Annotated in this window: 24 protein-coding genes; 6 read left to right on the top strand and 18 right to left on the bottom strand. The window is 63.5% G+C overall.

The window, feature by feature from the left end; translation table 11 throughout:
* Positions 1-319 precede the first annotated feature (319 nt).
* Complete coding sequence (locus tag D9R08_RS03460; RefSeq protein ID WP_121896573.1) at positions 320-2,341, top strand: PhoX family protein; 2,022 nt, start codon at positions 320-322, stop codon at positions 2,339-2,341.
* Between the two features lie 66 nt (positions 2,342-2,407).
* On the opposite strand, the gene D9R08_RS03465 is transcribed toward D9R08_RS03460, so the two are convergent.
* The 16 genes from D9R08_RS03465 to D9R08_RS03535 all read right to left on the bottom strand — a co-directional run bounded on the left by D9R08_RS03465 (position 2,408) and on the right by D9R08_RS03535 (position 12,021).
* Positions 2,408-3,217: a division plane positioning ATPase MipZ gene (locus tag D9R08_RS03465; RefSeq protein WP_121896574.1), complete on the bottom strand. Its 810-nt coding sequence runs from the start codon at positions 3,215-3,217 to the stop codon at positions 2,408-2,410.
* Positions 3,218-3,468: 251 nt separating this feature from the next.
* Positions 3,469-3,690 carry a 50S ribosomal protein L31 gene (gene rpmE / locus D9R08_RS03470; RefSeq protein WP_121896575.1) on the bottom strand — a complete coding sequence of 74 codons (222 nt, stop codon included), beginning with the start codon at positions 3,688-3,690 and terminating at the stop codon, positions 3,469-3,471.
* 11 nt (positions 3,691-3,701) lie between these two features.
* Positions 3,702-4,085: a 50S ribosomal protein L19 gene (gene rplS / locus D9R08_RS03475; RefSeq protein ID WP_121896576.1), complete on the bottom strand. Its 384-nt coding sequence runs from the start codon at positions 4,083-4,085 to the stop codon at positions 3,702-3,704.
* 49 nt (positions 4,086-4,134) lie between these two features.
* The gene (gene trmD, locus D9R08_RS03480; RefSeq protein WP_121896577.1) at positions 4,135-4,965 is read right to left on the bottom strand and encodes a tRNA (guanosine(37)-N1)-methyltransferase TrmD; all 831 of its coding nucleotides are present in this window, start codon (positions 4,963-4,965) and stop codon (positions 4,135-4,137) included.
* The gene (locus D9R08_RS03485) at positions 4,958-5,473 is read right to left on the bottom strand and encodes a Rossmann-fold NAD(P)-binding domain-containing protein (protein WP_121896578.1); all 516 of its coding nucleotides are present in this window, start codon (positions 5,471-5,473) and stop codon (positions 4,958-4,960) included. Before D9R08_RS03485 ends, trmD begins: the two co-directional genes overlap by 8 nt.
* Positions 5,470-5,994, bottom strand: a complete 525-nt coding sequence (gene rimM / locus D9R08_RS03490; protein ID WP_121896579.1) for a ribosome maturation factor RimM — start codon at positions 5,992-5,994, stop codon at positions 5,470-5,472. The genes D9R08_RS03485 and rimM overlap by 4 nt, the downstream gene beginning before the upstream one ends.
* Before the next feature lie 3 nt (positions 5,995-5,997).
* Positions 5,998-6,138: a hypothetical protein gene (locus D9R08_RS19195; RefSeq protein ID WP_199709218.1), complete on the bottom strand. Its 141-nt coding sequence runs from the start codon at positions 6,136-6,138 to the stop codon at positions 5,998-6,000.
* 66 nt (positions 6,139-6,204) lie between these two features.
* Complete coding sequence (rpsP, locus tag D9R08_RS03495; protein ID WP_121896580.1) at positions 6,205-6,645, bottom strand: 30S ribosomal protein S16; 441 nt, start codon at positions 6,643-6,645, stop codon at positions 6,205-6,207.
* Between the two features lie 40 nt (positions 6,646-6,685).
* Positions 6,686-6,982: a chorismate mutase gene (locus tag D9R08_RS03500; RefSeq protein WP_121896581.1), complete on the bottom strand. Its 297-nt coding sequence runs from the start codon at positions 6,980-6,982 to the stop codon at positions 6,686-6,688.
* Positions 6,979-7,491 carry a GNAT family N-acetyltransferase gene (locus D9R08_RS03505; RefSeq protein ID WP_121896582.1) on the bottom strand — a complete coding sequence of 171 codons (513 nt, stop codon included), beginning with the start codon at positions 7,489-7,491 and terminating at the stop codon, positions 6,979-6,981. Before D9R08_RS03505 ends, D9R08_RS03500 begins: the two co-directional genes overlap by 4 nt.
* Positions 7,488-8,003 carry a GNAT family N-acetyltransferase gene (locus tag D9R08_RS03510; protein ID WP_121896583.1) on the bottom strand — a complete coding sequence of 172 codons (516 nt, stop codon included), beginning with the start codon at positions 8,001-8,003 and terminating at the stop codon, positions 7,488-7,490. The genes D9R08_RS03505 and D9R08_RS03510 overlap by 4 nt, the downstream gene beginning before the upstream one ends.
* Positions 8,000-8,542: a GNAT family N-acetyltransferase gene (locus D9R08_RS03515; RefSeq protein WP_121896584.1), complete on the bottom strand. Its 543-nt coding sequence runs from the start codon at positions 8,540-8,542 to the stop codon at positions 8,000-8,002. The genes D9R08_RS03510 and D9R08_RS03515 overlap by 4 nt, the downstream gene beginning before the upstream one ends.
* Entirely contained in the window at positions 8,539-9,084 is a 546-nt protein-coding gene (locus tag D9R08_RS03520) for a GNAT family N-acetyltransferase (protein WP_233557204.1), read from the bottom strand. The genes D9R08_RS03515 and D9R08_RS03520 overlap by 4 nt, the downstream gene beginning before the upstream one ends.
* Positions 9,081-10,586, bottom strand: coding sequence for a signal recognition particle protein (ffh, locus tag D9R08_RS03525; RefSeq protein WP_121896585.1), 1,506 nt, complete (start codon positions 10,584-10,586; stop codon positions 9,081-9,083). Before ffh ends, D9R08_RS03520 begins: the two co-directional genes overlap by 4 nt.
* Positions 10,587-10,811: 225 nt before the next feature.
* The gene (locus D9R08_RS03530; RefSeq protein ID WP_121896586.1) at positions 10,812-11,333 is read right to left on the bottom strand and encodes a hypothetical protein; all 522 of its coding nucleotides are present in this window, start codon (positions 11,331-11,333) and stop codon (positions 10,812-10,814) included.
* A gap of 97 nt (positions 11,334-11,430) precedes the next feature.
* Positions 11,431-12,021 (bottom strand): FMN-dependent NADH-azoreductase, encoded by a 591-nt coding sequence (locus tag D9R08_RS03535; protein WP_121896833.1) that lies wholly within the window; start codon positions 12,019-12,021, stop codon positions 11,431-11,433.
* A gap of 111 nt (positions 12,022-12,132) precedes the next feature.
* On the opposite strand from D9R08_RS03535, the gene D9R08_RS03540 reads away from it, so the two are divergent.
* The 3 genes from D9R08_RS03540 to D9R08_RS03550 all read left to right on the top strand — a co-directional run bounded on the left by D9R08_RS03540 (position 12,133) and on the right by D9R08_RS03550 (position 14,479).
* Positions 12,133-13,017, top strand: a complete 885-nt coding sequence (locus D9R08_RS03540; protein WP_121896587.1) for a LysR family transcriptional regulator — start codon at positions 12,133-12,135, stop codon at positions 13,015-13,017.
* A 6-nt stretch (positions 13,018-13,023) separates the two neighbouring features.
* Positions 13,024-13,923 carry a DMT family transporter gene (locus D9R08_RS03545; RefSeq protein ID WP_121896588.1) on the top strand — a complete coding sequence of 300 codons (900 nt, stop codon included), beginning with the start codon at positions 13,024-13,026 and terminating at the stop codon, positions 13,921-13,923.
* Positions 13,924-13,984: 61 nt separating this feature from the next.
* The gene (locus D9R08_RS03550) at positions 13,985-14,479 is read left to right on the top strand and encodes a ClbS/DfsB family four-helix bundle protein (protein ID WP_121896589.1); all 495 of its coding nucleotides are present in this window, start codon (positions 13,985-13,987) and stop codon (positions 14,477-14,479) included.
* A gap of 4 nt (positions 14,480-14,483) precedes the next feature.
* On the opposite strand, the gene D9R08_RS03555 is transcribed toward D9R08_RS03550, so the two are convergent.
* Both D9R08_RS03555 and D9R08_RS03565 read right to left on the bottom strand, forming a co-directional pair.
* The gene (locus tag D9R08_RS03555) at positions 14,484-15,122 is read right to left on the bottom strand and encodes a hypothetical protein (RefSeq protein WP_121896590.1); all 639 of its coding nucleotides are present in this window, start codon (positions 15,120-15,122) and stop codon (positions 14,484-14,486) included.
* 392 nt (positions 15,123-15,514) lie between these two features.
* Positions 15,515-15,847: an ArsR/SmtB family transcription factor gene (locus D9R08_RS03565; protein WP_121896592.1), complete on the bottom strand. Its 333-nt coding sequence runs from the start codon at positions 15,845-15,847 to the stop codon at positions 15,515-15,517.
* A gap of 207 nt (positions 15,848-16,054) precedes the next feature.
* On the opposite strand from D9R08_RS03565, the gene D9R08_RS03570 reads away from it, so the two are divergent.
* Both D9R08_RS03570 and D9R08_RS03575 read left to right on the top strand, forming a co-directional pair.
* Complete coding sequence (locus D9R08_RS03570; RefSeq protein WP_121896593.1) at positions 16,055-16,372, top strand: AtpZ/AtpI family protein; 318 nt, start codon at positions 16,055-16,057, stop codon at positions 16,370-16,372.
* A 117-nt stretch (positions 16,373-16,489) separates the two neighbouring features.
* Positions 16,490-17,236 carry a F0F1 ATP synthase subunit A gene (locus D9R08_RS03575; protein ID WP_121896834.1) on the top strand — a complete coding sequence of 249 codons (747 nt, stop codon included), beginning with the start codon at positions 16,490-16,492 and terminating at the stop codon, positions 17,234-17,236.
* The last annotated feature ends 20 nt before the right edge of the window (positions 17,237-17,256 follow it).

Raw genomic sequence — 17,256 nt, forward strand, 5'->3', positions numbered from 1 at the left:
TAGGATGTTTCTTCACCACTCTCCATGCCTGGCTTTTCCGCTGTCCGCCACCGGCGGCACCTCTCCGCCGGGCAGGCGGAAAACCGCTATATTTCCAAGGGTCTCTTCCCGCTTCATTTGCCCCGGCCCGCCGCGTTGAGGCAGACTTCGCCTTGTCGGGGATGTATCTGCCCTGCCGTTTCCTCCCATCGGAGACCGGAACCGGACACCTTGTTACGACCCCGTTACAATCCTGCGGTCTAACAACCGCGCGCGGTCCGGGATGCTCCGGGACCGCTCCCCATGCAGCATTGCGTTCAGCGCCACAGGGAGGCCCTTCATGAAACGTGACGACATCATCAGCAGTGATGACTACGGCAACAAGGCCGAAGCCTTTGAAGCCTTCGACGATATCCCGACAAATCCCAATCTCGGAAACACCATCGGCGATGTGATCAACCGCCGCTATGGCCGCCGCGACGTGATGCGCGGCGCATTGGCGGTCTCCGCCACCACCGCGCTCTTCGGTACCTCGGCCATCGTGGCCCCGGGCCGCGCAGCCGCTGCAACCGCCGCCGACAGCCGGTATGTCTTTGAAGAGCTGCCATGGGGCAATGACGTGAACCATCACATCGCCGATGGCTACAACGCCGATATCCTGATCCGGTGGGGCGATCCGATTTTCCCCGACATGGCCGAATTCGATCCGCAGAGGCAGTCGGCGGAAGATCAGGCGCGCCGCTTTGGCTACAACAACGACTATGTGGGCTTTGTGGAGCTTGAGCCCGGCCGCGGTATCCTGTGCGTGAACCATGAATACACCAATGAAGAGGTGATGTTCCCGGGTCTCGGCCGGCAGGATCGCGACGGGTTCCAGGGTATGACCGAGGAGCTGGTGAACATCGAAATGGCCGCCCATGGCGGGTCGGTCTTCGAGATCGTGAAAGGCGATGACGGCAAATGGTCCGTCGTGCTCGACAGCGAATACAACCGCCGCATCACCGCCGACACGCCGATGACCATTGACGGGCCCGCCGCCGGGCATGCGCGCATGATGACGGGCGCGGACCCGACCGGCCTGGCCGTGAACGGCACCATCAACAACTGCGCTGGCGGGATCACCCCGTGGGGCACCTATCTGATGGCCGAGGAGAACTTCCACGGCTATTTCTGGACCGACACTGTCGATGGCGACGGCGACCCGGATCTCTCCGCGCAGGCCGAGGCCGAGAGCATGGGCCGCTATGGCGTGCCGGGCCGCTGGTATGCCTGGGGCAGGTATCACGACCGGTTCAACATCGATGTCGAGCCCAACGAGTCCAACCGGTTTGGCTGGATCGTGGAGGTCGACCCGATGGACCCGACCTCCACCCCCGTCAAGCACACCGCGCTTGGCCGGTTCCGTCACGAAGGCGCCGAGTCCACCATCGCGCCGTCGGGTCAGGTGGTGATCTATACCGGCGACGACAACCGCTTCGACTATGTCTACAAGTTCGTGTCCGCGGGCACCGTGTCCGGCGACAAGGCGCAGGATATGCAGCTTCTGTCCGAAGGCACGCTCTATGTGGCGCGCTACAATGACGATGGCAGCTATGAGTGGATGCCGCTTGTCCATGGCGAAGGCCCGCTGACTGCGGAAAACGGCTTCGATAGCCAGGCAGACGTGATGATCGACACCCGTCTGGCGGCGGACCTTCTGGGCGCGACGCCGATGGACCGGCCGGAAGATATCGAGCCGCGGGGCGATGGTGCCGTCTTTGTCATGCTGACCAACAACTCGCGCCGCACACCGGAGCAGGTGGATGCCGTCAACCCTCGCCCGGAAAGCAATTTCGGCCATATCCTGCAGATGAACGAAGCGGGCGGCGATCACGCGGCCACCACCGGCACCTGGGACATTCTGGTGCAATGCGGTGACCCGAACATCGCCGAGGTCGGCGCGGTGTGGAACCCCGAGACCTCCGAAAGCGGGTGGTTCGGCTCCCCCGACAACTGCGCGCTGGACGATATCGGCCGTCTGTGGATCTCGACCGACCAGGGGTCGGGTTGGGGCCGCACAGGCAAATCCGACGGTCTCTATGCTTTGGAGACCGAAGGCGAGCTGCGCGGTCACTCGAAGCTCTTCTTCCGCTGCCCCGTGGGCGGGGAGCTTTGCGGGCCGTATTTCGCAGACAATTCCGAAACGCTCTTCCTCGCGGTTCAGCATCCGGGCACGGACGGAACAAACGATTTCGTCGGGTTCGAGCGGGATTCGACCTTCGAAGATCCGGCCACCCGCTGGCCCGATTTCGCCGAAGGCATGCCGCCACGCCCGTCGGTCGTGGTGGTGACCAAACAGGGTGGCGGCCAGATCGGCGTCTGACCCCCATATCCTGAACCGGAAACGGCCCCGCCGCGCGTGGGGCCGTTTTCATGTGCTGCGAGAGGTTCAGAAGCCGATTTCGACGCCGGGCAGGTTCAAACACGCCATCAGATCCCGAACCTCCTGCCGCGCGGCGAGATTGGAGATGTTTAGCCGCTCGACCCCCAGTTCGCGCAGATCCAGAAGGGTCATGCCGGTGGGGAACAATTCACGGAAAATCACGCGCTCCGAAAATCCCGTACCGACGCGAAAGCCGATACGGCTTGCCAGCCGGTCGAGCGCGCCGCCAACCTTGCGTTTGTTGTGCATCTGCTGCGCGCCGAGCCTGTTGCGCACCACGATCCAGTCGATCGGGTTCAACCCGGCCTTGGCGCGAAGCTGGCGGGCATGCCAGACCATTTCGGAATAGACGGAGGGACCGCGAATTTCGTAGGTCTCCGGATCGACCCGGGCCAGCAGATCGAAATCGACGAAACTGTCATTCATCGGCGTGACCAATGTGTCCGCCAGGCTGTGGGCGACCTGGCTCAAACGGGTGTGGGAGCCGGGGCAATCGATCACGATGAAATCGCAGCGTCCCTCAAGATCGGCGACTGCGGCAGACAGGCGGCGATCATAGATGTTTTCGCCTTCGCCAAGCTGCTCCGGGCTGATCTGCGGAAGTTCCATCAGAAGCGGGCAGGCGACGTCCAGATCCCGCGCGGCGATGGTGTTCTGTCGGTTCTCGATATAGCGATGAAAACTGCGCTGGCGCAGGTCCAGATCCAGCGCACCCACCGTATGCCCCATCCGCGCCAGTGCGGTCGCGATATGCATGGCAGTCGTGGACTTGCCCGAACCGCCCTTTTCGTTCCCCAAAACAATGATATGCGCCACGGTGAGCCCCTCGCGTTACCCGTGAAATGCACCCTCATTTGGTGGGGCGCCTGTGAGGCGCGAATATAGGGAAGGGTTGGACGGGTGTTAAGCGGAAAGCCGCGGATGGCGCATATATGATGGTTTGCGGGCCACTTTCGGGCGCCGGCTCGGCATCGATGAGCCAGGATGGGGCTTTTGCGGGCGCGCGGACGTAAAAACGCCACCCCGGTCCGGGATGGCGTTTCTGAACTTCGAAGAGAATCTGGAGATCAGAACCCGAGGCCTTCGTATTTCTTCTTGAACTTCGATACGCGCCCGCCGGTATCCATCAGACGGGAACTGCCGCCGGTCCAGGCCGGATGCACCGAAGGGTCGATGTCGAGCGAGAGCGTGTCGCCTTCCGCGCCCCAGGTGGATTTCATTTGCACGATATCGCCATTCGTCATCTTGACGTCGATGACGTGATAGTCGGGATGGATGTCTTTTTTCATCTCGCCGCTCCTTACGCTTCAGCGCCAGATTTGGGCTTGTAGTGGGAATCCTCGGCGATCCGGGCCGATTTGCCCCGGCGCGAGCGCAGATAGTAGAGCTTCGCACGACGGACCCGTCCGCGGCGCACCACGGTGATCGACTCGATATTGGTCGAATGCAGCGGAAAGACCCGCTCCACGCCTTCGCCGAAGCTGATCTTGCGGACAGTGAAGGAGCCGGAGATGCCGTCGCCGTTCTTGCGGGCAATGCAGACGCCTTCGTAATTCTGAACGCGAGAGCGGGTGCCCTCGGTCACCTTGTAGCCGACGCGAACGGTGTCGCCGGCCTTGAAATCGGGGATATCCGCCCCGAGGGCGGCAACTTGCTCCGCCTCGATCTGTGCGATCAGATTCATCGCAACTCTCCATATATGATCACGGTTTGCCCGCGAATGTGATGTCCCCTCAGAGCTCTTGGTCTCCGTCCGGGTCCCTATCCTGCGCCGCAAGATAAGCCCGCCAGAGGTCAGGGCGACGTTCCTTAGTCAGCCTTTCGGCCATGGCCTTCCGCCAGCGGGCGATTTTCGCGTGATGGCCTGAAAGGAGAATCTCAGGTATCTCGCGGCCTTCCCAGACGGCCGGTTTCGTATAATGCGGGTGTTCCAGCAGACCTTCGGAGAAGGACTCCTCCTCCGTCGATGCCTGATTCCCAAGCACGCGGGGTATAAGCCGGACCGTGGCATCAATCAAGGCTTGTGCCGCGATCTCTCCGCCGGTGAGGACAAAGTCGCCGATGGAGATCTCCTCCAACCGGAAATGCTCGATCACCCGCTGGTCCACGCCTTCGAACCGCCCGCAAAGCAGCGTGATGCCCTCGGTCTTCGAGAACCGCTGCGCCTCCTTCTGGGTGAAGGGTTTGCCGCGCGGAGAAAGATACACACGCGGCCAGCGCTCCGGATCGTCCGGCGCGCCGCGCGCGGCCATGCCGAGCGCGCGGCCAAGCACGTCCGGGCGCATCACCAGACCCGCGCCGCCACCTGCTGGCGTGTCGTCCACATTGCGGTGCTTGCCCGTGCCGAAAGTGCGCAGATCCAGCGTCTCCAGCGCCCAGAGCCCGTCCTGCAAGGCCTTGCCCGTCAGCGATGCCCCGAGGACGCCGGGAAACGTCTCGGGGAAAAGGGTGATCACCCTGGCGGTCCATGCGCCCTTCAGGCGCGGCGTGGGCGTCAGCAGATCTCGGGGCGTTGCGCTGGCCGAAATCGAGAGCCGGCCATGGGATCTGGGCGCATCAGCCACTTGCGCCTCCGATGGTCAGGGCCTCGAAAACGGGCTCGCGGATGGCCGCGACGACACCGGCGCTGATCTCCGCATTGCTGAGCCAGCGCTGGCCATCTCCCGGTTCGGGATGCCAGCCGAGGATCACCACCTGCCGGGTGACATCCGGGCGGGGGTCCGGGTCGCGTGCCGCGCGGGTCCGGGGATCGGCCGACTGGGAGCCATGAACGCGGATCGACCGCCCGCCCGGTTTGAGGCAATTCTCGATGGGTCGGGCCAGAAATGCCGCTGCGTCATGAAGCCAGCTTACCGCAAGGTCGAAATCTTTGGGCAGATCCGCAAGCCGTCCTGTCGCATCCGGCGCCGACCAGTCGATAGGCACCGCCGTCGCGCCAAGCTCCTTGGCAAGCGCCTCGGGCCTGCGGGCAAGCAGGGTCAGGCGGTTGCAATGGACAGCGATCCAACGGCTTGCATCCGCCAGCATGCCGGTTCCGCCGACCACCAGAACCTTGTCGAATGTCGGGGTCATGCGCTGCTCTCCGGATCGTCGAAAAGCCCGTCCGGCGGGTCGATGATGATCCGCCCGGATGTCAGGTCGACCGTTGGCACGATGTCCCGGGTGAAGGGGACGAGAACGCCGCCTTTCTGGCCCTCGGGGCGCAGTTCCAGAAGGTCGCCCGCCCCGTGATTGTGAACCGCATGGACCTTGCCATGATCCGTGCCCCCGGTGTCGAGAACGGTCAGCCCGATCAGGTCGGCATGGTAGAATTCGTCGTCCGGCAGGCCGGGCAGTGCCTCCCGTGGCGCATAAAGCCGTGTGCCGCGCAACCCATCCGCCTGTTCCTTGTTCGTCACACCGGAAAGCCGCACCGCGAAGCCGGTTTTGACCGGGCGGGTTATCTTGAGAGTAAAGCTGCGGCTGCCATCCTCGGTGGAAAGCGGGCCGTAATCTCCGATCGCGGCGGGATCGGCGCAGAAGGACTTGACCCGCGCCTCGCCCTTGACCCCGAAGGATCCCGTGATGGCGCCGACGCAGATCCGATCTTTCATCGCTTAACCTTCCGCGCAGAAACCGGCCCGCATCCATGCGCCGCCGGAGCGTTCGCACAGACCCTGCTGGTGGCTCCGCTCGAACAGGACACCGGCCAGAAAGGCCAGCAGGAGCAGAGCGACGAGACGGATCAGGCGAAACATATACAGGTGTCCCGGTGATTAGGGGCGGCGGCCCGGCCGGCAAGAGCCGGGCCGCGCGCAACCTGATTACTCGGCCTTTTCTTCCTCGGCAGGCGTGTCCTCGGCCGCGGTCTCTTCCACGACCGCCTCTTCAGCGGGGGCCTCCTCTTCCGCCGGCGCTTCCGCGGCGGCGGCGGCTTTCGCGGCCTTCTCCTCGGCGCGTTCGATGGCCTTCTTGCCGGGTTCGGCCTTCTTCATGTTCGCGCGCTCTTTCTTCTCGATCACGCCGGCGGCTTCCAGAAAGCGGGAAACGCGGTCGGTGGGCTGCGCACCCTCGTTCAGCCAGTGCTGCACGCGCTCCATATCCATCTTCACACGTTCTTCGCTGTCCTTCGGCAACAGCGGGTTATAGGTGCCCAGTTTCTCGATATAGCGCCCATCGCGGGGCATGCGGCTGTCAGCGGCCACGATGCGATAGAAGGGACGTTTTTTCGAGCCGCCGCGGGCGAGCCGGATCTTCATAGCCATGGGGTGATCTCCTTTGATGGCGTGGACAGGCAGATGCCTGTTATTCTTGGTGTTTCTTGTGATGCTGAATGACTTCAGCGATGATGAAGTTCAGAAACTTCTTGGCGAATTCCGGGTCCAGATCGGCCCGGCGCGCCAGGTCTTCAAGCCGTTCGATCTGCGCGGCTTCGCGCGCGGGATCGGACGGGGGAAGGTCGTGATCGGCTTTGAGACGGCCCACCGCCTGCGTGCGCTTGAACCGCTCGCCAAGCGTGTAGACGAGGATCGCATCAAGCCGGTCGATGCTCTCGCGGTGCTCTTTGAGAAGCGCGGCGGCGCGGGTGGTCGCGTCAGTCATACGGCGATCTCCGAGGGGGCAGGGTGGCGATAGACCAAGGTGCCGGGTTTGGGCTTGGCGGCCGCCTCGTCCAGCGTACAGCCAAGCCGTTTGGCCAGCACGATGGAGCGTGTGTTTCCTGGGTCGATATAGCTGACTGCGGTGGGCCAGCCGAGTGTGTCATAGCAGTGGATGCGGGCCGCTTCAGCCGCCTCGAATGCATAGCCTTCGCCTTCCGCCCCATCAAACATCAGCCACCCGATCTCGGTTTCTGGCCAGCCGTCAGGAAAATAGGGTCCGACAAGGCCGATGATTGCATCCTCACCGCGTAGTGTGACGGCCCACAATCCGTACCCCCGAACCTCCCAATGGCCGAGCATCGATGCAAAATGCCGCCATGCAGCCGGGCGTGGAACATGACCGCCTGCCATATTCGAACGTTCGGACATATAGAATGCCGTCGTGGCGTTTGCATCTTGAGCCGCAGGCCGACGAAGCGTCAGCCGCTTTGTGACAAGGGTCTGTGTCATGCCAAGGCCTCGCGCGACGGGTGGCGCCAGACGTCCATTTCCCCCAAAACCTCTTGGGTGAACTGGCCATCCGGTTTGCAGCCCAGGCGCTTCGCCAGCGCCAGTGATCGGGTATTCTTGCTATCCACGCAACTGATCACCGTCGACCAGCCAAGCGTTTCATATGCATATGCGCGCACGGCCAGTGCCGCTTCATAGGCGATGCCGCGCCCTTCACCCGCTGCGAAAAGCGACCATGCGATCTCCGGTTCGGGCCAGTCGAAAGGATGGTGGAGCCCGGTCACGCCGAGTGGCTGGTCGGTCTCTTTGTCGGCGATCATCCAGCGGCCATAACCCCTGAACTGCCATTGGCCGGCCAGGGCGCAGAGCTGTTGCCAGGCCTGCGCAGGCGAGTTCGGTCCGCCAACGAAGGCCGCCCGATCCGAGCCACGGAAATCGGCATAGGCTTCGAAATCCGACAGTTGCGGTGCGCGCAGGATAAGGTGCTCTGTGGTCACAGTGGGTATGATCATGTCCGCGCCTCCGGTGTGGGATGGCGATAGACATGAACCGGCTCGTCCGGCTTTGGTCCAGCTGCTGCGGGGTCGAGAACACAGCCAAGTCGTTTGGCCAGCGCGATGGAGCGCGTGTTTTCTGGGTCGATATAGCTGACAGCGGTGGACCAGCCGAGGTCGTTCCAAGCGTGCCGCCGCAACTCAAGCATCGCCTCGTAAGCGTAGCCCTTGCCTTCCGCTTCCGGGGTCCAGACTGTCCAGCTCAGTTCCTTTTCGGGCCAGCCTTCCGGGTACCATGGACCGGCAGAGCCGATCGGCAGGCCGCTGGACTTGTCTTCGAGCACGAATATGCCAAACCCGCGTAGATGCCAGTGGCCCGAGAGGATTGCGAGGATGCGCCAGGCATGGCCAATGTCCTTATCCGCACCGCCGCCGATATATTTCGCCCGGTCCGACATCACGAATGGCGCAAGCACAGGAAAGTCCGACGCCTGCGGGGCGCGCAAGATCAACCTTTCGGTTTCCAGCACCGGGGTGTGGGCAAGAACTGGGGTCATGCGATTGCTACCTTCCGCCGAGTGGCGGTTTTCCCCCAATGCCGGTAGACGACTGTTTCGTCCGCCGTTTCTCCGCGCGGCAGAGCGGCGCGCGGATCAGCCGTGGCGCCGAGGCGACGGGCCACCGAGATGGAGCGGTGATTTGCCAGATCGATGTAACTGACAAGGGAGGTGACGCGGTTCCGCGCCCAGTCCCGCGCCGTCTCCGCCGCCTCGGTGGCGTAGCCATGCCCCTCATGCCCATCATGGAGAATCCACCCGATCTCGGGCTCGGGGAAATGGTCCGGCTGTCCGATGCCGGTAAGGACGATATGCGGGCCGCCCTTGAGGTCGATCGCCCAGATCCCATGGCCGCGAAAAAGCCAGTCGACCGCCTCGCTTGCAAAACTGTTCCACGCCTCGCGCCGCGTGAGGGTTCCCATGAACCTGCTGCGCGGCGACGCGAACGTGGCGGCATAGGCCTCGAAATCACCAAGCCGCAGTGCGCGCAGCGTCAGCCGCGCGGTCTCAAGCGTCGGGATATGGACGGTCACGCCGCTCACTTCTTCTTCCCGAACCCGCCGAGCCCCGGTGGCAGCGGCGCTCCGCCAAGCCCGGGCAGGCCGCCGGGTTGGCCCATCTGTCGGGCTGCGGCTTCCAGCGCCTTGGGGTCCATGCTGCCGGGATCCATGTCCTTCAGGGCCTGGGGCGCGCCACGGCCCATCAGCGCACCCAGACCGCCCTTCATCAGGCCCTTCTTGCCCATCTTGCCAAGCTTCTTCATCGCATCCGACATTTGCCGATGCATCTTCAGAAGTTTGTTCAGGTCGCTCACCTCCTGGCCCGAGCCTGCCGCGATGCGCTTCTTGCGCGAGGCCTGCAGCAGGCCCGGATTGGCGCGTTCGCGCTTGGTCATGGAGTTGATCAGCGCGATCTGGCGGCGGATCACCGTGTCGTCGAAGCCCGCCTCGTCCAGTTGCTTCGACATCTTGGCCATGCCGGGCATCATCGACATCATGCCTTCCATGCCGCCCATCTTGAGCATCTGCTCCATCTGGGATTTCAGGTCGTTCATGTTGAACTGACCCTTCTGGAAACGCTTCATCATACGTTCGGCCTGTTCGGCCTCAAGCGTTTCCTGCGCCTTTTCCACCAGCGCGACGATGTCGCCCATGCCCAGAATGCGGCCCGCGATCCGCTCCGGCTCGAAGGTCTCGATGGCGTCCATCTTTTCGCCCAGACCCACGAAGCGGATCGGCTTGCCGGTGATCGCGCGCATGCTGAGCGCCGCACCGCCGCGCCCGTCGCCATCCATCCGGGTCAGGACAACGCCGGTCACCCCTATCTTGTCGTCGAACTCCTGCGCCACGTTCACCGCGTCCTGACCGGTCAGGCCATCGACGACCAGCAGCGTTTCGCGGGGCTTGGCCACGTCGCGGACGGCGGCGGCCTGGGCGATCAGTTCGGCGTCGATATGAAGCCGCCCGGCGGTGTCGAGCATGTAGACGTCGTAGCCGCCAAGGCTGGCCTGTGTCTTGGCGCGTTTGGCGATCGCGACCGGATCCTCGCCCTTGACGATCGGAAGCGTGTCGACGCCGATCTGGGCGCCCAGAATGGCAAGCTGTTCCATCGCGGCGGGCCGGTTGGTGTCGAGCGATGCCATCAGTACGCGCTTGCCCTCGCGGTCTTTCAGGCGTTTGGCGAGCTTGGCGGTAGTGGTGGTCTTGCCCGAGCCCTGCAGGCCGACCATCAGGATCGGCGCGGGCGGATTGTCGATCTTGAGCGCGCCGGGGTCGCCTTCGCCCCGCAGCGTACCGATCAGCTCGTCATGAACGATCTTGACGACCTGCTGGCCCGGCGTGACTGACTTGGTCACCGCGGCGCCGGTCGCCTTTTTCTCCACCGCCTTGATGAACTCGCGCGCGACGGGCAGGGACACATCCGCCTCCAGCAGCGCCACGCGGACCTCGCGCATCGCGGTCCGCACGTCATCCTCACTGAGCGCGCCCTGCTTGGTCAGGCGGTCAAAGACGCCGGAGAGGCGTTCGGACAGATTTTCAAACATGGGCCACGGCCCCCTTTGCTAACTCTGCTTTGCCCCTGTCAGGTAAGGGACATGGCCGAATGCACCAAGGCCCGGCGTCATTTCCATTGGGGGGACAAAACCAAACGGGTTTTGCCCCCGTGGGCGAAACCTCGCTGACGGGGGGCGATCCTGCATGTGTCACAGGACCGGATGCTGATGCTTCCGGTATTTGAGGGCCCGTTTAGGCCGGAGAGACGGGCGGAGTCAAGCGCCCGAACAGGTCGCGGTGAGTGTCGTCACATCCCCGGCCAGCATATCGCCGCTGTCGGAGTGCAGCTGAAAGCTGCGCCGAAGCGTCAGGCTGTCCCATTCCGCCTGTGTCACGGGCGGGATCGGCTCGGGCCGGGTGCCCGGTGCGCCATAAAGTGTAAGCGCCATCGGCCCCTCGAAGGTTGCGCCGGCAAAGGAAAACCCGGTGACGTGATGGGCGTAGACGCCGACCAGATCGAACATGAAATCCCGGCTGGTGGTGATCAGGGTCCAGACCGGGCCGGTGATGTCGCCCTCAAGCACCATGGTGCCGGTGGCGAAATGCGCGGTGGCACCTCCCTCCTGCCGGAAACTGCCTTCGGTGGTGAAGTCCGCCCGGCCGGAAAGCTCGGAGCCGGGGCGGATGTCGCCGACGCCCTGCGTTATCGAGATGATGAAGTCCAGCCTGCAGGTCTGCGCCTGGGCCTGGATCGGCATCACCAGAATCATGATCGCGCAGAGGATCCGTCTTGACATGAGCGGCAGCCTAGCACGGCAATTTTGTTTGGCAAAAGACGCGATTGCGCAATCCGGCCCGGCCCGCACCCGCCGGGCCAGAGCCGGCCGCCGCCGCTCAGGCCGCGATGGCCAGACCGGCCACCTGGTCATGGGCGGATTTCAATGTGCCTTCCGCATCGATCATCAATTGGTCGGCTGTGACGAAATCGACCTCATGAATGCCGATGAAGCCCAGAACATGGCGGAGGTATCCGGCTGCGAAGTCGATCTCGGAGCCGACGCGCGTGCCGCCCGACGCGATGGCGACGATGGCGCGCTTGCCCGAGAGCAGGCCGACAGGGCCGCTTTCGGTGTAGGTGAAGGTAACGCCGGCGCGGGCGACAAGGTCGACCCAGGCCTTGAGCGCGGCGGGCACACCGAAATTGTAGATCGGCGTGCCGATGACAATAGTGCCCGCGGCCTCGATCTCGGCGATCAGCGTATCCGACAGCTCAAGCGTCGCGCGCTGTGCCTCCGTCCGGTCCGGGGCGGGGGTGAAATTCGCGCCGATCCAGGCTTCGTCGATCAGGGGCAGGCCATCGGCAAGATCGCGGTGGACAACGGATGCGTCCCCCCCGAGGCGGGCGATGATCCGGTCGGACAGATCGCGGGAGACGGAGCCCGTGCGGCGCGCGGAGGCATCGATGCGGAGAACGGAGTTGGTCATGGGATGGATCCTTTTGAACACCTGTTGCGGTCGGTGTTTCTGAAAATGCCCCTTGCGAGAATGAACACAATATGCCCAAATATGCGTAACTATGTGTGGGAGCGCACAGATATGTCATTTGATCACTGGGATGAGATCCGCACAGCCTATCAGGTCGCACGGATGGGCACGGTCAGCGGCGCGGCGGAGGTTCTGGGTGTGCATCATGCCACCGTGATCCGCCATATCGATGCGCTGGAGGGGCGGCTGGGCGCCAAGCTGTTCCAGCGCCATGCCCGCGGCTATACCGCGACCGAAGCGGGGCAGGATTTGCTGAGCGTGGCCAGTGGGGCGGATGACCAGTTCACCCAGCTTGCGGGCCGGATCAAGGGGCGCGGCAACGAGGTGACGGGCGAGTTGATCGTGACGTCGCTGGAATCCCTGTCCCCGCTCTTCATCCCGGCAATTGCCAGATTTCAGGATCAGCATTCGGAACTGCGCGTCCGGCTGGTGACCGACAACCGCCTGTTTCGCCTGGAATACGGCGAGGCGCATGTGGCGATCCGGGCCGGTGCCCTGCCCGAACAGCCCGATAATATCGTGCAGCCGTTCTTCACCCAGACCATCCGCCTTGTCGCGCACAAGGACTACGTGGCGAGATACGGGGCGCTCGACGATACAAATCTGGATCGGCACCGTTTCATCGGCTCCTCGGTGGAGACGCCGCGCGCACCCTTTCTGCGCTGGCTGACCCAGATGGTGCCGGAAACCAGCATCTACTTCCGCACGACCGAGATGCGCGCGGTCAAGGATGCGATCATGGCCGGGATCGGCATCGGGTTTCTCCCCGCATGGGACCGCGACGGGACTGAGGATCTGGTCGATATGCTGCCGAGCCTTGAGGAATGGTCCGCCAAGCTGTGGCTGGTCACCCATATGGACCTGCACCGGACAGCCAAGGTGCAAACCTTTCTGCGGTTCCTGAAGGAAGAGGTGAAAACCTGGCCGGTGGATTGAAACGGCATGGCTGAGGCCCTGTCACCTGCCCGGCAGGGGCATCTTGCGATGCTGGCCTTCTCGGCGTTGATTGCCGGATCGTTTTCGCTTGGCGGGCAGATCGCCAACGAGATCTCGCCCGCCGCGCTGAACGCCGTGCGCTTCGCCATCGCCGCGGCGGTGATCGCCGGCGTGATCGCGGCACGGGGCGGCGGGTTTCGCGCGGTTGCGGTCGCGCCGTGGCGGTATCTCATCCTCGGCGGGCTTTTCGCGGTCTATTTCGTCACCATGTTCGAAGGGCTGAAGACGGCCCCGCCTGTTTCCGCCGCGGCGGTTTTCACGCTGACGCCGGTCATGGCGGCGGGTTTTGGCTGGCTGATGCTGCGGCAGGCGACCACGCCGCGCATGGGGGTGGCGCTTGCTGTCGGGGCGGCCGGTGCGCTCTGGGTAATTTTCCGCGCCGATCTGTCGGCGCTTCTGGCCTTCGAGATCGGGCGCGGAGAGTGGATCTTCTTCTGGGGCTGCATCTGCCACGCGGCCTATACCCCCGCCGTGCGGCTTCTGAACCGGGGGGAGCCGGTCTTGAGCTTCACTTTCGGCACGCTTCTGGCCTGTGCGCTGGTTCTGCTGGTCTGGGGCTGGCGGGATCTCGCGGAAACCGATTGGGCCGGTCTGCGCCCGTTGGTCTGGATCACGCTGGTCTATGTCGCCGTCATCGCCAGCTCGACCACGGTGTTTCTGGTGCAGTTCGCAACCCTGAGGCTGCCCGCGTCGAAAGTGATGGCCTATACCTATCTGACGCCATCCTGGGTGATCCTGTGGGAAATGGCGCTGGGACAGCCCGTGCCCGGCGTGTTGATCCTTGCCGGTGTGGGGCTGACCGTTCTGGCGCTGGCGATGCTGCTGAAGGATGAAGGCGCGGGTTGACCTGGGTCAAGCACGTGCCTTCGCGCGGTGCAAAAATGGCTGCATCTGAAAGGAATGTCTCATGCCCGCCGCCACCAATCGCGAAGACCTGATCGCCGCCACCCGGAAGGACTACGCCAGGCTGGAGGCCCTGATCGCCGATATTCCCGCCGATCTGGCGGAGCGGAAATTCGAAGACGATACCTCGATCAAGGATGTCGTCACCCACCGGGCGCATTGGAGCGGGCTGTTCTTCAAATGGCTGGATCAGGCCGCGGCGGGCGGGCCGGTGCATATCCCCGACGAGGGCGTGAAATGGAACCAGCTCAAGCCCTACAACGCGGAGTTGCGGCGGCGCTATGCCGATATGCCCTGGGACGAGGCTAGGGCGTGGCTGGCCCGCGCGCATGAGCGGCTTCTGGATTTCATGCTGGCCGGGACCGATGCGTCGCTTTACGGGCAGACCATGCCGGGGGCCGCAGGATGGACCATCGGGCGCTATGCGGAGGCGTCGGGCCCCAGCCATTACCGCTCGGCCGCGAAGTTCATCCGGTCCTGCCTGAAACAGGCGGGCTGAGCGCTCAATCCGTCGGCAGATCTTCCACCCGGTCGCGCATCTCCTCGGGAAAGGCGGAAAGCGGCACGCGGGCCAGATCGTAGGTGATCGTGCCCAGAGGCGCGGGCAGGGCTACCATCTGCTGCATGGAGTTGCCCGAACATGTGTAGGTGATCACGGGGTTGAAGCTTTGCGGGCCGGGCGGAGGCGCAAGTGGCATGGTCGCACTGCCATCGGATGTGGTGACCGTCATCTCGCCCGTAAGTCCGCCGGCGCCGCCCGGCAGGTGACAGATATCCAGCATGCCGCCCATCGCGGTGAGGTAACCGGCCGAGGTGATCGTCTGCGCGTTCATCTCCACCCGCGTGACATTGCCGTCATCGTCTTCGAACACGGCATTGCCATTCGCGCCCATCGGGAAGGTCTCGAAGAACCCGTCCTCGTAGATGATCATCGCCACGGGCCGCCCGAAATCGTTGAAATTGGCGCGCACGTTCTCCGGCATGGCGCGCATCGCACGCTCCATCGCTTCGGGGATTGTGCTGGACCCGATCCAGGCGCCGACGACGCAGCTTTCGATCGGGCCGACCGGGCTGTCGCAGGTCTGCGCCCCGGCGGGCGCGGCAAGCACGACCGCGAGGGCAAGGGGCAGGGCATGGCGCATGGGACAGGCTCCTTCGTGATATGCGGACAATCATGCATATGTCGGCGGCCCTGTCATCGGGGTTCAATCGCGCGGGGCCGCGGCGGGCGTCGGCGAAGGGGAATCAAACTCCCCGCGACAGGCCCCGTTTCGGGAAGGCCTGCAGACCCCGCGTGGCCTGATCGGGGCGGATATGGAACCGAAACTCCTTTGGGAGCGTTACCCCGATACAGAACAAAAAACTCGGAGATTTCTCATGCGTGGTATATTGACCCTTATCGGCCTCGTCGTGGTCGTCGTCGCCATCATCAATTTCATCTGAGGTCCTCATGAGAAATATCTTTTACATCATCGGCCTCGTCGTGGTCGTGGTCGTCATCCTACGGCTTGCGGGCATCCTGTGATCCGAAAGGCTACCCGTCACGATCGAGACCGGTTTCGGCCAGATAGGCTTCGAACGCCTCAAGGTTGACCGGATCGAACTGCCCGAAACCCTGCATCCAGACGGAGGCATCCTTCATCGCATCGGGATCCAGTTTGCACCATTTCACCCGCCCGCGTTTCTCCTGCGTGATGAGCCCGGCGCGGGTGAGTATGCCGAGATGCTTGGAAATTGCGGCCAGAGACATCTCGAAGGGCTCGGCCACATCCGTGACCGCCATGTCGTCTTCCAGCAGCATGGACAGGATCTGCCGCCGGGTCGGGTCGGCAAGGGCGGCAAATGTGGTGTCCAGACGGTCGGGCATGGGGATGGTTAAAAGCGTAGCGCATCGCGATCGTCAACCATCTGGTTGAATATGCCCCAATCCCGGGCGCGCGACGGCGACAGTGTCGCACCTGATTTTTCTCTTTTATTCTCAAAGCATTGTCTGGTTTTTTCCGACTCGTTTCGCGCGTTGACTCTGCGCGCCGCTCTGCTAGCTTCCGCCCGAACCTCGAAGGGGTGTCCCGCGATGCCTGATCAACCCGATCCCGACCGCCTCAAGGCATTGGAGGAGCGGCTGGCCAGAGCCAAGAGCGCGCAGGACGATAAACCCCATACGGAGGAGCATTATTCTCAGGCGCAGCATGCCTGGCGAATGGTGATCGAACTGGTGGCCGGTCTCGGGATCGGGTTCGGTATCGGATATGGGCTGGATACCCTTCTGGGCACCCGGCCCTGGCTGATGGTGATATTCACGCTTCTCGGCTTCATCGCTGGGGTGAAGACGATGATCCGCTCGGCGCAGGAAATGCAGCGCCAGGCAGAAGCGAAAGACGAAGGGGAATAAGACGTGGCAACGGACAGCAACACCTCTGGCGACACCCAAACCGCGCAATCCGGCTCCGGTCGCGTCATTGCCTTCGGTCTCATCAGCGTTGCGGTCGTGCTGTTCATCCTTGGCCTGATGGACGATTACGAAAGCGGTCTGTCGATCCACCCGATGGACCAGTTCATCATCGAGCCGTTCTTCGGTGATGGCCCGATCCACTGGTACACGGTGACGAACTCCACGGTCTGGATGGGCCTTGCAGTTCTGGCGATAACAGCACTGATGGTGCTGGGCACCCGCGGGCGCGCGGTCATTCCCAGCCGGGTTCAGTCGGTGGCCGAACTGGCTTACGGTTTTGTCCGGAAGATGGTGGAAGACGTGGCCGGCAAGGATGCGCTGCCCTATTTCCCGTATATCTTCACTCTGTTCCTGTTCATCCTGTTCGCGAATTTCCTTGGGCTGATCCCCGGCAGCTTCACCTCCACCAGCCATATCGCGGTGACCGCGGTGATGGCCGGGGCAGTGTTCCTGACCGTCACGATCCTTGGCTTCATCAAGAACGGAGCGGGCTTTCTGAGCCTCTTCTGGGTGTCGTCCGCGCCCCTCGTGCTGCGGCCCATCCTCGCGGTCATCGAGCTGATTTCCTACTTCGTCCGCCCGGTCAGCCATTCCATTCGTCTGGCCGGCAATGTCATGGCGGGCCATGCCGTTCTGAAGGTGTTCGCGGGCTTCGCCGGCGCACTGGGCGTGGGTGCCGTCGCGCCGATCATCGGCGTCATCGCAATTTACGGTCTCGAGGTGCTGGTGAGCGCCATCCAGGCCTATGTCTTCACCATCCTGACCTGCGTCTATCTGAAAGACGCGCTTCATCCGCATCACTAGAGCGGCGGTCAGGGTTCGAA

Source organism: Rhodophyticola porphyridii, assembly GCF_003688285.1.
Taxonomy (GTDB): Bacteria; Pseudomonadota; Alphaproteobacteria; order Rhodobacterales; family Rhodobacteraceae; genus Rhodophyticola; species Rhodophyticola porphyridii.

Excerpts from the sequence above, each read along its gene's own strand:
- D9R08_RS03460 (WP_121896573.1), top strand. The coding sequence starts at position 320 with ATGAAACGTGACGACATCATCAGCAGTGATGACTACGGCAACAAGGCC.
- rpmE (WP_121896575.1), bottom strand. The coding sequence starts at position 3,690 with ATGAAAAAAGACATCCATCCCGACTATCACGTCATCGACGTCAAGATG.
- rplS (WP_121896576.1), bottom strand. The coding sequence starts at position 4,085 with ATGAATCTGATCGCACAGATCGAGGCGGAGCAAGTTGCCGCCCTCGGG.
- D9R08_RS03485 (WP_121896578.1), bottom strand. The coding sequence starts at position 5,473 with ATGACCCCGACATTCGACAAGGTTCTGGTGGTCGGCGGAACCGGCATG.
- rimM (WP_121896579.1), bottom strand. The coding sequence starts at position 5,994 with ATGAAAGATCGGATCTGCGTCGGCGCCATCACGGGATCCTTCGGGGTC.
- D9R08_RS19195 (WP_199709218.1), bottom strand. The coding sequence starts at position 6,138 with ATGTTTCGCCTGATCCGTCTCGTCGCTCTGCTCCTGCTGGCCTTTCTG.
- rpsP (WP_121896580.1), bottom strand. The coding sequence starts at position 6,645 with ATGGCTATGAAGATCCGGCTCGCCCGCGGCGGCTCGAAAAAACGTCCC.
- D9R08_RS03500 (WP_121896581.1), bottom strand. The coding sequence starts at position 6,982 with ATGACTGACGCGACCACCCGCGCCGCCGCGCTTCTCAAAGAGCACCGC.
- D9R08_RS03505 (WP_121896582.1), bottom strand. The coding sequence starts at position 7,491 with ATGACACAGACCCTTGTCACAAAGCGGCTGACGCTTCGTCGGCCTGCG.
- D9R08_RS03510 (WP_121896583.1), bottom strand. The coding sequence starts at position 8,003 with ATGATCATACCCACTGTGACCACAGAGCACCTTATCCTGCGCGCACCG.
- D9R08_RS03515 (WP_121896584.1), bottom strand. The coding sequence starts at position 8,542 with ATGACCCCAGTTCTTGCCCACACCCCGGTGCTGGAAACCGAAAGGTTG.
- ffh (WP_121896585.1), bottom strand. The coding sequence starts at position 10,586 with ATGTTTGAAAATCTGTCCGAACGCCTCTCCGGCGTCTTTGACCGCCTG.
- D9R08_RS03530 (WP_121896586.1), bottom strand. The coding sequence starts at position 11,333 with ATGTCAAGACGGATCCTCTGCGCGATCATGATTCTGGTGATGCCGATC.
- D9R08_RS03535 (WP_121896833.1), bottom strand. The coding sequence starts at position 12,021 with ATGACCAACTCCGTTCTCCGCATCGATGCCTCCGCGCGCCGCACGGGC.
- D9R08_RS03540 (WP_121896587.1), top strand. The coding sequence starts at position 12,133 with ATGTCATTTGATCACTGGGATGAGATCCGCACAGCCTATCAGGTCGCA.
- D9R08_RS03545 (WP_121896588.1), top strand. The coding sequence starts at position 13,024 with ATGGCTGAGGCCCTGTCACCTGCCCGGCAGGGGCATCTTGCGATGCTG.
- D9R08_RS03550 (WP_121896589.1), top strand. The coding sequence starts at position 13,985 with ATGCCCGCCGCCACCAATCGCGAAGACCTGATCGCCGCCACCCGGAAG.
- D9R08_RS03555 (WP_121896590.1), bottom strand. The coding sequence starts at position 15,122 with ATGCGCCATGCCCTGCCCCTTGCCCTCGCGGTCGTGCTTGCCGCGCCC.
- D9R08_RS03565 (WP_121896592.1), bottom strand. The coding sequence starts at position 15,847 with ATGCCCGACCGTCTGGACACCACATTTGCCGCCCTTGCCGACCCGACC.
- D9R08_RS03570 (WP_121896593.1), top strand. The coding sequence starts at position 16,055 with ATGCCTGATCAACCCGATCCCGACCGCCTCAAGGCATTGGAGGAGCGG.
- D9R08_RS03575 (WP_121896834.1), top strand. The coding sequence starts at position 16,490 with ATGGACGATTACGAAAGCGGTCTGTCGATCCACCCGATGGACCAGTTC.